Genomic DNA, 13,663 nt, shown 5'->3' on the forward strand with positions numbered 1-13,663 from the left:
CGGGGCAAAGCTGATATCGCGCGCGAGTGCGTATCCTTTTCCTCGTCGCCGCGCTGAGTCTGGCACCGCTCGGCGCGCGTGCGCAGACCGCTCCCCCTTCCCCAAGCCCTGCCGATCGGATCGCGCCAGCGGTGCCGGTGCCAGCGCTCCCGCCACCGCCCGTTGAGACCGCGAGGCTGGAAACGGAGGCGGAAGCGCTGGCTGAGGATGCCGCCGAATATGCGCGGCAGTTCGGTGTCGCTCCATCCGAAGCCCTTGCGCGCCTTACCGCGCAAAATGCCAGCGTCCCCGTAACCGACGCGATCGCCGAGCAGTATCGCGACCGGCTGGCCGGAATTGCGATCGAACACCGCCCGGCCTATCGCATCCTGGTCTCGCTAACCGGCACCGCGCCAGTTCCCACGCAAAGCATCGTCGCTGGTGGGATCACGGTGCCGATCGTCTTCCGCACGGGCGCGCGGGTCAAGCGTGACCAGGTGATCTGGGCGATCACCAATCACCAAGCCGCCTTGCGCGCGGCGCTGCGGACACCGCCGGGCATGGGGCTCGATCCGCGCACCGGCGAACTCGCCATCCTGATCGGCAGCGCCGACGCACCCGCCGGGACCGCCGCGCTGAAGACGCGGCTGGAGGCGATTGCGCGGGTTCCAGTGCAAATCCGGGTGCTCAACCATGTCGATGTGAATCTCGCGCCAGAGGGCGGGTCACGCGTTGAGGGCATCAGCCCGGCCGATGGCCGCCGCTACCTTTGCACCACCGGTTTCACCGTGACCGACGGCGTGCGCTATGGCGTCACCACCGCCGCGCACTGCGTCGATGATCTGGTGTACCGCGATCCGCAGGCCGGTTCGACGCCACTGCCCTTTGTCGGCCAATGGGGCTGGGGCTATCGCGACGTGCAGATCAATGCCGCCGACACGCCACTACCCCCGACCTTTTATGCAGACACGGCGCGCACCCGCCTTCGCCCCGTTACCGCTCAGCGCAGCCGCGCCAGCACGCGAGCGGGCGACTTCGTCTGTCATCGCGGCGAACGTACCGGCTATAGCTGCGCGCTGGTCCAACTGACCGACTTCGCTCCTGCAGGCGACCTGTGCGGCGGGGCCTGCTTGCCAACCTGGGTCACCGTCTCCGGCCCGACCTGCAAGGGTGGCGACAGCGGGTCCCCCGTGTTCAGCGGCACCACGGCGCTCGGCGTGCTGAAGGGTGCAAGCTATCGCGGCGACGGCACGTGCGTCTTCTATTTCTATATGTCGGTCGACTACCTTCCGCAGGGCTGGCAGCTGCTCCAGGTGCCGCCGCCGGTGGCGATTCCGGGTCTTGACGCTCCAGGACAGAGCCTCGGCGAACGTCCTCCCGCCCCCACGACCATCGATGGCACGCGATGATTGCCATCGATAAAGCGTAGCATTGTCGCCGTTTTACCAGGCTGTCTGTGGCGGAGGACCTGCCCAATCCAGCCCAAACTGAAGCGCGACGCCCTCAAAGACAAATCCCGAGACCGCGATCTTGCACCATATTGCGAAATCATACCCATCGCTGCCGCTGCCCACGTTCATGGCAATCTCCACTCGCTGATCGAGCGGATCGTACGTCGCGATGTCGACCGGCAAAAAGTAGCTGTTGCCGTGAAACATATCGATCGGCAGACGACGCGGTGCCACCAGGATCGTGGAAAAACGGCCATATTCGTCATAAATCAAATCAAAGGCGAACTGATAAGCGTCGCTCGCCTGCCAAATCAGGGTCTGGCGCATGCCCTGAACGTTGGTCGCCGGCGGGAGCGGCTGGGGATCAAAAATGATGATCTCGCCCGGGCCCTGCGGATAGAGCCGATCGACCGCGATCGTCTCGGCCGACAGCGCCAGGGCATCCCCGGAGACCCCCACCCGGACAGTGGGCGCGATCGGATCCGGCGCACCGACCTGCCGCAACACGGTGCCCTGCCCCGCCCCATCGACATTGAAAACGAACCCGCCCGGCACCGCGACAATGCCCTCGGGCGAAACGCGCGACCCGGCTGACGGGTGCAATTGGATCTGAACCCGCGCCTCACCGGGCAATTGCGGCGCACGAACGATCAAGCCTGTCGATGGATCCTGACACACATCCGCCGCCCATGTCAGGCCGCGCATGGTGAAGATGCCGGCACCATCATAGACTGAAAGTTGCACATCGCGTGCTTCGCTCGCGGGGTCCGTGGCGACCGCGTCCCCTCCGCTGACCCCGCCCGCCGCTTCCACGCGCCGGATCAAGGGTTTTGCCAAGATTCGAGCACCCGCCGGCCCAGCCCCAGCGGCCCCGCCTTCCTGGATCAAGGCGAAATTGTAGTAAGCCCGTGGCCCGCCATTGAGCATGGGGGCCGAGGTGCCGACGATCGTGCCGAAGCTGAAAATCCAGTCCACCCAATCGCCGTCCGCCGCCAGCGCCTGCAATCGCGCGATCGTGCGCTGAACATCGTCGGTCTGATAGGCCTGCCGGGCGCTATAAAAGAAATATTCAGGTGCCATGAACACCTTCAACACCGGGCCCGCCGACGGTGGCGGGGTCGCAGCCAAGGCATTGCGGGCAGTTTGCATCGCGCGCGCCATCAAGGCACAGCGTGCCTCAACATCGCGGATGGAACCGTCCGAGGATTGAATTTGAAGGTCATCGCTTTCAAAATCGGACTGGACCGTATTCGTAACGTAGGACACAAACTGAACGCCACTATAATGCATTTTAAATACCCAAAATAACATTATTATCGTTATTAAGTACTGATCGCATAAACTCTACGATTTTTACAGTATTGATCCGCATATTACTTAGCTTAAGCGGTATAGGATTGATTGACGTTGGTTCCAGCGATGACAACGGGATCACCGTGACGCATATCCGTACGGTCCGATCGGCCACTTGTCGGGAAACGCACCCGATCTTCGCTTTGCTCGGTCAGCGCGACACTCGGACAGGCAACCATGCCACCGTCGAAATGAAACAGATGCTCCTGCCCCGGCTGTCGATAATAGATGTCGGCAAAAATCGTGAGGCAAGGCGTTCCGTCGATGCGAATATCGCCGATTTGCCGCAGCGTGCCGTGCACATGGTAGCCGGACGAAAAATCGACCGCGAACCAGCTTGGCCGATCTTCGTAAATCGCGACCTCATGCCGCTCATCGAGCGATGAGGCGCAGCGTACGATGGCGACGGCAGGCGGATCGAGATCACCCGCACGCCAAGCGCGATCGAAAATGATCTCGAAGACGAGGCAGCCATCATTTGCGGTCCAGAACCGGGTTATGTTGCGAAGCAACGGCAGCCCCTTCCCGCGCGAGATTTGTGGATCGCTACTCACGCCATCACGACATTTTGCAGGGAAAAGCGAAACGGCGTGGCCAGGACATCCCCGCCGCCGCCGCTCATCACAATGTCGGCACTGGCCAGCCCGAGGAGCGACAGCTCCGTTTTGACGTTTGAGAGCGTTTCGGGGTCAAGCGCCTGCCCTTCCGAAACCGCCGCTGCCGCGCCCACCCAAAGCGAGGGCTTGAGCTGGAATACCGCCATTTGCTGCGGCGGGACGGCTGCCTTGACGGCCAGCAGCCTGCCGTCGCGGAAGATGTTTGCCGTAATGCTTGTGCCCGGCAAGGCGTTGCGAACCTGAACCTCGCCAGCAGCGGCTTCCGCCGCGCCGAACGCCGCTGCGGACTCCGCGCTTTGCGGACCGACGACGAAATAGTGCGAGCCCCAGCCGGACACCGGGCCGGCGATCGCGCCTTCGGCATCGGTGGCGACCACGTCGATAGTGGTTGGGAAAACAAAGCGATGGGTCAGGCCCGGCGCGCTGTCCGGAATGACCTTCCACGCAATGGGCGCGTCGTCAGCCACGCTGGCAAGGTTCTTCTGGAAGAGAACAATGGCGGATTTGTTCATATCGTTGGAATTGTTGATGAAATTCAATTCTATCGCCACCGCGCTTCCCCGCATCGACCCGCAGACGCCCATGGCCGACAGCGGTCACGCTGCAGCATCGGCGGGAGCGCGGCCCGTTGAGCAGGTACGGGGGAATCGGGCGAAATATGCATGTCGAACCCCTTCCGTCGTCCGGGCAACCGGCCGTTCGAGAACACGATCTTCTGGGGGTCCCCGTGCCTGTTACGGCAACGAAAGGATGTGCAAAATCACACAGATTTCCCAGCTATCTCGCGTAGCTCCGCATATCGCCTCGCTCGCGACGCACGAGATTGAAGATCGAAAGCGGGTCGAAGTCGCGCCGTGCTTTGGTCCGGCCAACATAGCCGCAACGGAAGCGATCCGCGTGAAAGGTCGCGAGCGCACCGGCCAAGGCTTCGCTGACATAGACCGATCCGGGCGCGACATTCGGTTCGATCCGCGCCGCGACGACGACATGCGCGCCCACCACGGCCTGCGTGCCCAAGATCGGGTTCATCAACAAGTGCACCGGGCCGTAATGCCCGCCAATCCGCAAGGCGAGCCAGCGCGGCAGCCCGTGCGCGCGCAAGTTCAACCGGCGATGCGATGCGAGGATCGTCAAAGCCGCCTCCGCTGCATCGGCCGGCTGATCAAATACCAAGAACACCCCGTCGCCCCATGTCTCGACATGTTCAGGGGGGTGGGCGAGCTTCATGACCGCTTGGGCGATCTGCGCCATCACCACGCTGAAAAAGGCCGGAATCTGATCGTCGCGCAAGCTGCCAAAGCCGCGCACATCGACGAACAGCATCGCTTTCATCACGGTGGGCGGACGCGCGGTCTGCGCCCGCGGCACTGGTCGAAGCGGCGCTCGGTCGAGCGTCAGGATGATCTGCCGTCGCGGTGCGCCCGCCCAATATGCCAGATCCGCAGCAACCGTCGATTGCGCGTCTCCGCCGGAGACGGCCAGCTGCACGGCTTCGGTTGCCAGCGCCTCGGCGCGCAGGATGGCACAGCCGATCGCAAATTGACTCGAATAGGTGAACACCTGATCGTCCCCGGCATAGGGATCTTTGGTGGCCAAGCGAACCGACTGGGCGCACGCCAGACACGCCTCGAAGCGCCGCACCCAGGCCTGGCCAAAGGGCGCGACCGATGTGGCGACGAACGATGCCACGGCAGTCGGCAACACGACATGCAGTTCGGCACCACACGCAATCAGCGCTTCCGCCCACAAAATGTCCGCGCCTGCCGCCAAGCCGCCATAAGCAAAACCGACACGATTGCTTCTCAAGACACTCTGCATTTCCGCAGCAAGTGCTGCGGTGCGGCGCGTGCTGGGATCGGCTCGCTGATCGGGCGATTCAGGCCAGTTGAAGATACGCCCCGTGAAATGCGCGACGCGTGGCGGACGCAGCGGGTCCAGCCACGCGTTAGACCCGCCCAGTTCCTGCAAAATAATGTCGATCTGGCCAAGCGTCGACGCGTGCGCGGTATAGTCCTGAGGAGATCGCGCGATCGCCTGCGCCAGGGTTTCTGCCGCTGCCTCGGGGGCGCCGAGCAAGACCTGGGCTTCGGCGCGACTGGCCAACGCATAATAGGATTCGGTGGCATCGCCCTCGTCGACCGTGCTCGACAACACGTTTTCGGCCGCCCGGCGCGCGCGGTCGCCGTCGCCCGCGATCAGACTCATCGTGGCGACATTGATCGCGCTGTATAAACCGCCGTGGCGCGCGTTGCTCGCCGCGTAGCGCAGCGCCGACGCGCGGGCGAAAGCCCGGCGCCGTGCGCCCGACGACGCCAACGCCACGTCCTTCAACAGGCGCGCGCCAAGCGTTACCGCCTCCGCATCATCCGGGTCACCGCCAAGCCGCCAGCGCGCATATTCAAGCCGCGCAAAATCCGTGGCTCCCGATCGCGCCAGACACAAAACCGCCGCATGGGCAACGGTGGGAGAAACGCCATCCCGCTCGATCCGCCGATAGGCCAGATCGTATGCGGCAAGGTGCTCGCCGCGCCGGATGAGTGCGGCGAGACGAGCATCCTCAACACCTGCATCACGCAAACGCCGTGGCCGTCTTACTGACCGCCGCCATTTTCAATCTTGGGGTCCAGTCCGATTTTTTGGCCATGGCTGTCAACGAACATCAAGCTATATTCATAGATGCCGAGGCGCGCACATTGAAAAACGATACGAAATTTGGACTTGGGGGCAGGAGCGTCGCCGACGCTGTTTTCAAGCCAGCTATAGCTGGAGAAATTGATACTGTAATCGGCGCCCACAACGAATGGCCGATCCTGAAACATCCAACCGGCATCGATCAGATCGTCTTTCAGAGAAAAGATAATCGTCGTCGGCTGGTCTAACGAAAGGACCAAAGGAACCGGATTTTCCGGATCGATATAATTCATAAAATTATAGGTCGAATCGATTCCGACAACAATTTCTGTCGTCAGCGCAGGCCAAACTTGAGTCATAATGATCCCCCCTTTTCACTGACTGACAGTTAAACCGGATTTCTTCCAAAAGGCAAGAAACTCCGGCCGCCGGTACCCTGAATTATACAGGCTGCGCGCGGTTTGCTGCGCATGGGCCGCATCGCCGCGTTTAAGCCATGCCCGCGCGAGAGTGTCGCGCCCTTCGGGTAGCAGAACGGATTCAAGCGGGGCCAAGGTGGCGATCGCCAGATCGGCTTCCCCGCGTGCGAGCCGCGCAAAACCGACCAACATGGCGACTTGCCCGGGCTCCTTACGCAGCGGATGCGCTGCGGCCTCGACCAACAGCACAGACGCCGCACGCGAAGCCCCGCCCGAGTCGCCCGCGCGCTGTGACCGCTCAATCGCTTGCCGCTGCCATCGCCCCTCAATCAGTGGCTTCCAGCGCCACGTGGCTCCGCCAATCGACCGTAACCTGGCAATCCGTTGCCGGGCCAGGTCATGCGCCACCCGCGCGCCGGCAACATCTCCCCTGGCGATCGCAAGGTCGACCGCGTCGAGATCCGCAAGCGCCGCATCCGCCAGCCACACTGCGTTGCCGGGATCAAAGGCGACAAGCTTGGCAAGCCCCGCTCGTGCCCGCCCCAATACGGCTGAACTCTCGTCCAGCTTGCCAAGGTCAAGCGCCCGCCGCGCCAAAGCGAGATCGGCCGCATACACCTTCTCTTCCAAAGGGCGATTGGCCGAATCGCTTGCGAATTGGGTGTGCAATATCGTCGAGGCGGTCGCGCGCTCGACATAGGCCTCGCGCACATTGCCAAGCAGGAATTGAGCGTCGGCAACCCAGTTTTGCGCGTCGACCAGATCGGCCAAGCGATCGCTGTCCCCCGGTGCCTTTTGGCTTGCGTCCTTAAATCCCGCGCGGGCCACCTCAAACGCGGCAAGCCCATCCCGATATCGCCCTTGCTCAAGCAGGAGCGTCCCCAGGTTGCTCCGCGCATAAGCGGGCTCCAGCCGCCAGTCCGCACGCTTGGGGTCGATCTGCACCAACATGTCGGCAAGCCGGGCATATTCCCCGAAACCATGCTCTGCGGCCGCGACATGATCGAGCTTCCACTCTACGAACGCCAGCCAGTAGATGTTCTGCGCATGGTCAAACAGACGAGTGCCATCCTGCGGCGCACGCGCGACGAGCCGCGCCGACGTCGCCGCCGCGTCGGTGAAGGCCTGCGCGGCACCTGGCAAGTCCGCTCGTTTGACCCGGATCGAACCGATCAGCGTCAGCGCCTTGGCTTGCTGCGCCAGCGCGGGATCATCCAACCGGTCATCGTCGAGGCGGGCATAATGATCGAGCACTTTGCGGCCGACTCCGTCGAGCACATCCAGCCGCCCAACCGGTTCCAGCTTGCCGCGCAGATCGCCCAGCATGAACGCCACCAGGTCCTCACTTTCGGCGGCTTGCCGCTGGGCGAGCCGCCGCGCGTCGATCGCGGCGAGCGCCAGCGCGCCAAAGGCGACGCTGAGCAGCATTGCAGCTGCGGTAATCGCCGCCATCAGGCGCGTGCGACGCCGGGCATCGCGCTGGATCAGAAGATCGAGCCCCACGCCCAGCAATCCCGCCGCCAGTTTCAAACGCGCGAGACGCCGCCCATCGCCTCCGGGGCGCAAATCTGCGGCGAGCGGCTCCTGCCCGGCCGGCAGCGCCTCGCGCAGTGCTTGCGGCAGGCATTCCAGCAGCGACAGATCCGGTTGCGCCTCCCCGACAAGGACGCACAAAACGCGGTCCGGCGAATGCGTCGTCAGAAAATGCGCCAATTCCGCATTGACCCAGCGCGACGCAAGCGCGGCGGGAGAACACAGCAAAATCAGATAGGAAGAGCGATCGAGCGCGCTTCGGATCGAATCGCCAAGATCCGGGCCGGCCGAGAGTTCGGCCTGATCGCGAAAGATCGGACGCAGCCGCGTCGGCTTGCCCGGATCTGCGCCCAGGCGGCGCGGCGGCCGATATCGTTCCAGCGCGCGATGCAGCCACTCCGCCCAGTAATGATCACTATGGCTGTAACTGATAAACGCTATATAGTCCGCAAACTGTGCCACGTACTCGCCCCCCGGCTGGCCAACGCAGAATGCCTAGGGCATTGAGCGTTTGATGCAAGATGTTGGTGGATCGAAACAAATCTCGTCGGCCGCCATGGCGGCCGTGGAGCGCTGTGCGCTGTTCCGCCACATGAGCCAGGCGGAACGCGCGCATGTGGCAGCGCACACTGTGTGGCGGATTTATCAACGCGGAGAACAGGTTGTGCGGGCGCAGGAACCCGGCGAAGACGTCTATATCGTTGCCGCCGGAACCCTGTTGGCGAATCAATTTTCGCGGGCGGGACGTGAAATCGGGTATCGCCGATTGGAAGCGGGGGCGCACTTCGGTGAACTGGCCGCGATTGACGGTGCCCCGCGATCGGCCAATGTTTTCGCGCTGAGCGTGGCGGAGATCGGACGGCTGCCCCAAGCGCTCGTCAAGACGCTGCTGTCCGAGTGTCCGGGCTTCACCCAAGCGTTGCTCGAAGATCTGACCGCGATGGTCCGCAGCCTGAGCGCGCAAGTCTTCCGATTGGGTGCGATCCCCGCCCCCTGCCGCTTGCAAATGGAATTGCTGCGAATGGCGCGAGCGAGCGGGGTCGCGGAGGACCAGGCCCGCATTACCGGCATCCCCACCCATGCCGAAATGGCCGTCTTGGTGGGAACGCAACGCGAAGTCGTGAGCCGCGAGTTTGCACGACTGGCCGCGCTTGGCCTGATCGCTCGGACCGGGAGGGATCTCCTGATCACCGCCGTTTCCGCGCTCACCGCAGAAATCGAGCGCCAGGGCGGCGACCCTTCTTTGTCCGAATAGCCATGTCCGAAACTGCGCGCGGCGGCGCGTCCCCTTGTCCACGGTCCTGTTGCGTGCCGCGGTCGGCCTCATGGGAAGAGGAACCCGCCGAGACAGGCTAGATCACCCGATCATCCCGTCGCCCGCGCCTTTGGCGAGCATCCGGCCGATCGCATCGAAGAGCGAATCCATCGCGACGGGTTTGAACAAGACCTCGTCAGCCCCTTGGGCGATGCACCGTTCGCGCAAATCGACCGCAGTATCCGCCGTCACGACGATCACCGGCAAATGGGCCTTCGCGTCGCTGCGCGCCCGGATGTGGCGCAGCGTTTCAAACCCATCCATCCCCGGCATCCGCAAATCGAGCAGGACAATCTCGAAATCCTGCGCGTCGATCAGCGCCAGTCCGATTTCCCCGCTTTCCGCGCCCGTCATGGTCGCGCCAGCCACGTCGAGCATGTCTTTCACGACGCGCCGATTCATCGGGTCGTCTTCGATGAACAGGATGTTCACCGGGGGCAATCCGTTATGGAATCACGAGAGGAAAAATACGCCATGATGTGCATCTCTATCGTGTCATGCCGCTTGCGTTACAAGCACCTCCGATGCGGATTTCGCAGCCGGTACCGCGTTGCCGAACATCGCCGCCGCCAACGCCGCGCCCGCGATAGGCTTGGCGATCACGCGGTCAATCCCCATCGCCGCGAAACGGGCGCAATCTTCGGCACTCGGCGCGCGCCATAGCAAGGTCGTTATCGCATCGCTCGCTCCCAGCGCGGCCAGGCCAGCGTCCACATCGCTCTCCGCTTGTGCCGTCGCATCGTCGATCAGGACGCGGGTAACGCCGCCCTGCACGATCCGGGCGACAGCCTCGTCGACACTCCCCGCGAACAGCACCACGCCAGCGCGCGCTTCGAGGACCGCGCGCAACATGCTGCGCGAGATTGGGTTGCGATCCAGGATCAGCAATGCGTCTGGCGTGGCCTCGGCGGAGGCCATGGTGACGGTTGGAGCCGGTGCCAGCGCCAATGGCAGCGAAAGCGTAAAGGTCGTTCCCGTGCCCACCACGCTCTGCACCGTCACATCGCCGCCCATTGCGCGCGCGAGATTCTGACAAATCGCCAAACCAAGCCCGGTGCCACCATATTTGCGCGTTGTGCCGGCATCAACTTGGCGAAACGATTCGAAAATGATGCCGATTTTGTCGTGTGGGATGCCGATCCCGGTGTCGTTGACGCTGATCCGCAGCGCCGATCCCTCGCTAAAAGCGCGGACGGTGATCTGGCCCCGCTCGGTGAATTTCAAGGCGTTGGAGAGCAGGTTGAACGCAATCTGCCGCATCCGCGCGGGATCGCCTTCGATAAAATCGGGACAGGTTTCAAGATCAAGGACAAAGCCCAATCCCTTGCCCCGCGCCTGCTCCTCCCACATCCGCGAAACATCGCGCAGCATCGCTTTGAGGTCGAACGGCACCTGTTCGATGGTGAGGTTGCCCGTCTCCATCTTGGCGACGTCCAGAATGTCATCCACCAGCGCGCGCATCGTGACGCCCGCGCTATGCACCACGCCGATGCGATCGCGCAGCGGTTCCTCCAGGCTGCGATCCGCCAGCATCACTTGGGTCATGCCAAGAATGCCGTTGAGCGGCGTGCGGATCTCATGGCTGGTGGTGGCGAGGAACTCGGTTTTGGCGGCCAAGGCACGCCCCAGCGCTTCGTTGGTTTTTGCCAGATCGACGTTGGCCGCGCGCACTTCGTTGCGGCTGCGCCGGATCGTAATCAAGCCGAAGGCAAGCATAGAGACGATGATGACCGTCGCCACGGCCAGCCCGCCAAAGATGGTTTGCTGGGTCCGCGCACGATTGCGCGCATCTTCGATGTTGCGGAGCAACTGAGCGCGCTTCAGCTTTTCGATTTTCAGCTCCTGGTTCGCGAAATCGAACCGGGCGGCGGCGAGCGCGGTGTTGGCCGATGCGGCGAGCTTGGAGGTTTTGTCGTCGACCTGTTTTAAAGCCTCCAAATGGACCAGGGCCTTGGCTTGGTTGTGGGTCTCTTTGTAAATATCGTACGCAACGAGATGCCCCTCCCGCATGTCGAGCGTGGAGGCGTTGGGGTCGACATTGGCGAACGCCCGCTCAATCAGGCGTTGGGCCTCGGGCAGGTTGCCGCGCAGCCGAGCTGCCCAAGCCGAAAGCACCAGAAAATGGTTCCGCGACGCCGCCGCATCGACTCCGCGTTCGGCCTGCAACCCAAGCGCGATGCTGCGCTCGGCGGCGGCGCGTTGCCCCGCAAACAGCTGCGCCCGCGCGATATTGCGCAGCGTGCTCGCTTCCAGGGTTGGCGTCTTCAGATCGTGCGCCAGCGCCAGCGCCTTTCGAAACGCTGTTTGCGCTTGTGCGATTTTATTGAAATCCATCAAGCAGATGCCGCGGTTCGTGTAGATCGAAAACAAAAGCCGCTGATCGCCTTTGTAGATATCCGCCGACTGATCGAAATATCGCAAGGCGCTCTTAAAATCGCCCGCTTCCTGATACAGGAAACCGATGCTGACGATGGCGATTGCGCGGCTGCGCGCCTCGCCAATGTCCCGGAAAATGTTATGCGCTTGTTGGTAGGACGCGAGAGCGCCCGCCACATCGGCTTCGGCCAGTCTCAAGCCACCCCGCGACAGCAAGAGATCGCCGTACAGTTTTGTCGGCTGGGCAGGTTTCGCAACCAGCGCGAGCGCGCGTTCGATCAGCGGCTCGGCACGGGCCGTGTCGTTCAGCCGCAAATAGGCTTCCCCCTGCAGCCATTGCGCGGTTGCCACGGCCGTGTTTCGGCGCGCCACGGTTAGGTGAGCGGCCATCCCCTCGGCCGCCCGCGCACGATCAATCGCGATCAAGGGGTCGCCAAACATCTGCGCTTTGGCATCCGCCACCAGCGCATCGTAGCGAACGTCCCATTGTGCCGAAGTTTGGGCAAATGCCGGCCGAGCAAGCCCCCACGCGCTAAGCGCGATCAGGAACAGCATCACGATCCGACGGAACATCAGGTGCCTCATGGCACCACTCCTGTCAGAACAGTCCTTAAATTCGCGCTAATTCGTCAAAAATAGCGCTCAGGCGCTTTTCCAAAACGTCGCCGGCCGCTTGAACATCGATTGCCGCGCATCCTCTGCGGGGCGCGCGCGGTATTCGTGCAGGTGTTGGTGCCCCCTAAAGGCCTGACAAGGCCTCGCGGTTTTGCGCGATAAATTCGCGGGGTGATCGATAGCCCAAAGCGCGGTGGGGATGCACCTCATTATAATGGGTGAGCCAGTCGGGGATCTGCGCGATGACAGTCTTCGCATCCGGCCTTGGATTTACGCGGACATAGTCGCGTTTGAGGGTGCGAACGAAGGCTTCTGCCATGCCGTTTGATTGTGGAGAGCTGACTGGTGTCGTGCGCGGCACGAGGCCGATATCGCGGGCGAAGGCCCGGGTACCGCGTGCAGTGTAGCAGCTGCCGTTGTCGGTCAGCCATTCGATCGGCTGCGGCACACGGTTTACCTGCCCGTAGCGATGTTCGACGGTGGCGACCATCAGATCCTGGACGTCTTCGGCGGTGATGCCGGCTGTCGTTGCGACATGCCCCATCGCCTCGCGATCGCAGCAGTCGAGCGCGAACGCGACACGGACCTTCTCACCATTGTCGCAAGCGATCTCGAGTCCGTCGGAGCACCAGCGGGTGTTGCGCTGATCGACAGCGACCCGACCGTCGTGGCGGCGTTCCTCGCGGCGCTCACCGTCTCGCTGGAGCAACAGCCCGTGCACCTTCATGACGCGGTAGACACGCTTTGGATTGGGCGCTGCGCACCCGGCCTTTTCGGCCTGACGGCGGAGCAGGGCATGAACGCGGCGATAGCCGTAGGTCGGTAAGCCGGCCACGAGCAGGCGGATCTCGGCGACCAGCTCGACATCGGGCAACGGCGGTCGGCCTCGCGGTCGTGGCGGTGGTCGGTTGCGCATCGCGGACAGATGTGGGCGGGCGATATCGAGCGCCTCTGCCACCGCGCTCACAGACCATCCCCTGGCAACGAGGTCGAGCGCAACAACAGTTTTTTTGGGCCTGCGGCCCGGGAGACAGCCTCGCGGAGCAGCTCGTTCTCCATGGCCTTCTTGCCGAGCAGCCGGTGCAGTTCACGCACTTGCGCCTCAAGCGCGCGGTACTCCGACGCCGGCACTACTTCCTCACCGGCTGCAGCAGCGGTCAGTGCACCCTGCCTCATCAGCCTGCGCCAGGTGAACACCTGGCTGCCGCTGATGCCGTGCCGGCGCGCGACGAGCGATACGCTCATCCCCGGCAAATACGTCTCCTCGACGATCTGAACTTTTTCCTCCGGTGTCCATCGCCTCCGGCGCTGAACACCGGAGAGAACCTCACCATCATTGTAACGCCTGGTCATACCGTCAGTCATATGCCTCAC

Annotated in this window: 11 protein-coding genes; 2 read left to right on the forward strand and 9 right to left on the reverse strand. The window is 63.1% G+C overall.

The window, feature by feature from the left end; all coding sequences use genetic code 11:
• Positions 1-26: 26 nt before the first annotated feature.
• Positions 27-1,388, forward strand: coding sequence for a chymotrypsin family serine protease (locus tag ON00_RS02840; RefSeq protein ID WP_010403041.1), 1,362 nt, complete (start codon positions 27-29; stop codon positions 1,386-1,388).
• Between the two features lie 33 nt (positions 1,389-1,421).
• Here ON00_RS02840 and ON00_RS02845 read toward each other — a convergent pair whose 3' ends face one another.
• The 6 genes from ON00_RS02845 to ON00_RS02870 all read right to left on the reverse strand — a co-directional run bounded on the left by ON00_RS02845 (position 1,422) and on the right by ON00_RS02870 (position 8,445).
• A complete protein-coding gene (locus ON00_RS02845; RefSeq protein WP_154651266.1) occupies positions 1,422-2,579 on the reverse strand; it encodes a hypothetical protein in 1,158 nt (385 codons plus the stop codon).
• A 233-nt stretch (positions 2,580-2,812) separates the two neighbouring features.
• Entirely contained in the window at positions 2,813-3,295 is a 483-nt protein-coding gene (locus ON00_RS02850; protein ID WP_029622377.1) for a hypothetical protein, read from the reverse strand.
• Between the two features lie 38 nt (positions 3,296-3,333).
• Positions 3,334-3,951 (reverse strand): hypothetical protein, encoded by a 618-nt coding sequence (locus tag ON00_RS02855; RefSeq protein ID WP_029622378.1) that lies wholly within the window; start codon positions 3,949-3,951, stop codon positions 3,334-3,336.
• A gap of 226 nt (positions 3,952-4,177) precedes the next feature.
• Positions 4,178-5,977: a nucleotidyl cyclase domain-containing protein gene (locus ON00_RS02860; RefSeq protein WP_010403045.1), complete on the reverse strand. Its 1,800-nt coding sequence runs from the start codon at positions 5,975-5,977 to the stop codon at positions 4,178-4,180.
• A gap of 14 nt (positions 5,978-5,991) precedes the next feature.
• Positions 5,992-6,390 carry a hypothetical protein gene (locus tag ON00_RS02865; RefSeq protein ID WP_010403046.1) on the reverse strand — a complete coding sequence of 133 codons (399 nt, stop codon included), beginning with the start codon at positions 6,388-6,390 and terminating at the stop codon, positions 5,992-5,994.
• 15 nt (positions 6,391-6,405) lie between these two features.
• On the reverse strand, positions 6,406-8,445 hold the full coding sequence (locus ON00_RS02870; protein ID WP_010403047.1) for a toll/interleukin-1 receptor domain-containing protein: 2,040 nt from the start codon (positions 8,443-8,445) through the stop codon (positions 6,406-6,408).
• A 52-nt stretch (positions 8,446-8,497) separates the two neighbouring features.
• Here ON00_RS02870 and ON00_RS02875 point away from each other — a divergent pair, with 52 nt between their 5' ends.
• Positions 8,498-9,238 carry a Crp/Fnr family transcriptional regulator gene (locus ON00_RS02875; protein WP_154651267.1) on the forward strand — a complete coding sequence of 247 codons (741 nt, stop codon included), beginning with the start codon at positions 8,498-8,500 and terminating at the stop codon, positions 9,236-9,238.
• 102 nt (positions 9,239-9,340) lie between these two features.
• Here the strand turns inward: ON00_RS02875 and ON00_RS02880 are convergent, their stop codons facing one another.
• The 3 genes from ON00_RS02880 to ON00_RS20070 all read right to left on the reverse strand — a co-directional run bounded on the left by ON00_RS02880 (position 9,341) and on the right by ON00_RS20070 (position 13,642).
• On the reverse strand, positions 9,341-9,730 hold the full coding sequence (locus ON00_RS02880) for a response regulator (RefSeq protein WP_010403049.1): 390 nt from the start codon (positions 9,728-9,730) through the stop codon (positions 9,341-9,343).
• Positions 9,731-9,793: 63 nt separating this feature from the next.
• Positions 9,794-12,259: an ATP-binding protein gene (locus ON00_RS20065; RefSeq protein WP_010403050.1), complete on the reverse strand. Its 2,466-nt coding sequence runs from the start codon at positions 12,257-12,259 to the stop codon at positions 9,794-9,796.
• A 154-nt stretch (positions 12,260-12,413) separates the two neighbouring features.
• Positions 12,414-13,642, reverse strand: a protein-coding gene (locus tag ON00_RS20070; RefSeq protein ID WP_211207151.1) for an IS3 family transposase whose coding sequence is annotated in 2 segments (ribosomal slippage) — positions 12,414-13,307 and positions 13,310-13,642 — 1,227 coding nt in all. Because the reading frame shifts where the segments join, the coding sequence is not laid out codon by codon here.
• Positions 13,643-13,663 lie beyond the last annotated feature (21 nt).

The organism is Sphingomonas echinoides ATCC 14820 (assembly GCF_000241465.1).
GTDB lineage: Bacteria > Pseudomonadota > Alphaproteobacteria > Sphingomonadales > Sphingomonadaceae > Sphingomonas > Sphingomonas echinoides.

Bases quoted from the DNA above. Each gene is read 5' to 3' on its own strand.
- ON00_RS02845 (WP_154651266.1), bottom strand. From the start codon at position 2,579: ATGCAAACTGCCCGCAATGCCTTGGCTGCGACCCCGCCACCGTCGGCG.
- ON00_RS02865 (WP_010403046.1), bottom strand. From the start codon at position 6,390: ATGACTCAAGTTTGGCCTGCGCTGACGACAGAAATTGTTGTCGGAATC.
- ON00_RS02875 (WP_154651267.1), top strand. From the start codon at position 8,498: ATGCAAGATGTTGGTGGATCGAAACAAATCTCGTCGGCCGCCATGGCG.
- ON00_RS20065 (WP_010403050.1), bottom strand. From the start codon at position 12,259: ATGAGGCACCTGATGTTCCGTCGGATCGTGATGCTGTTCCTGATCGCG.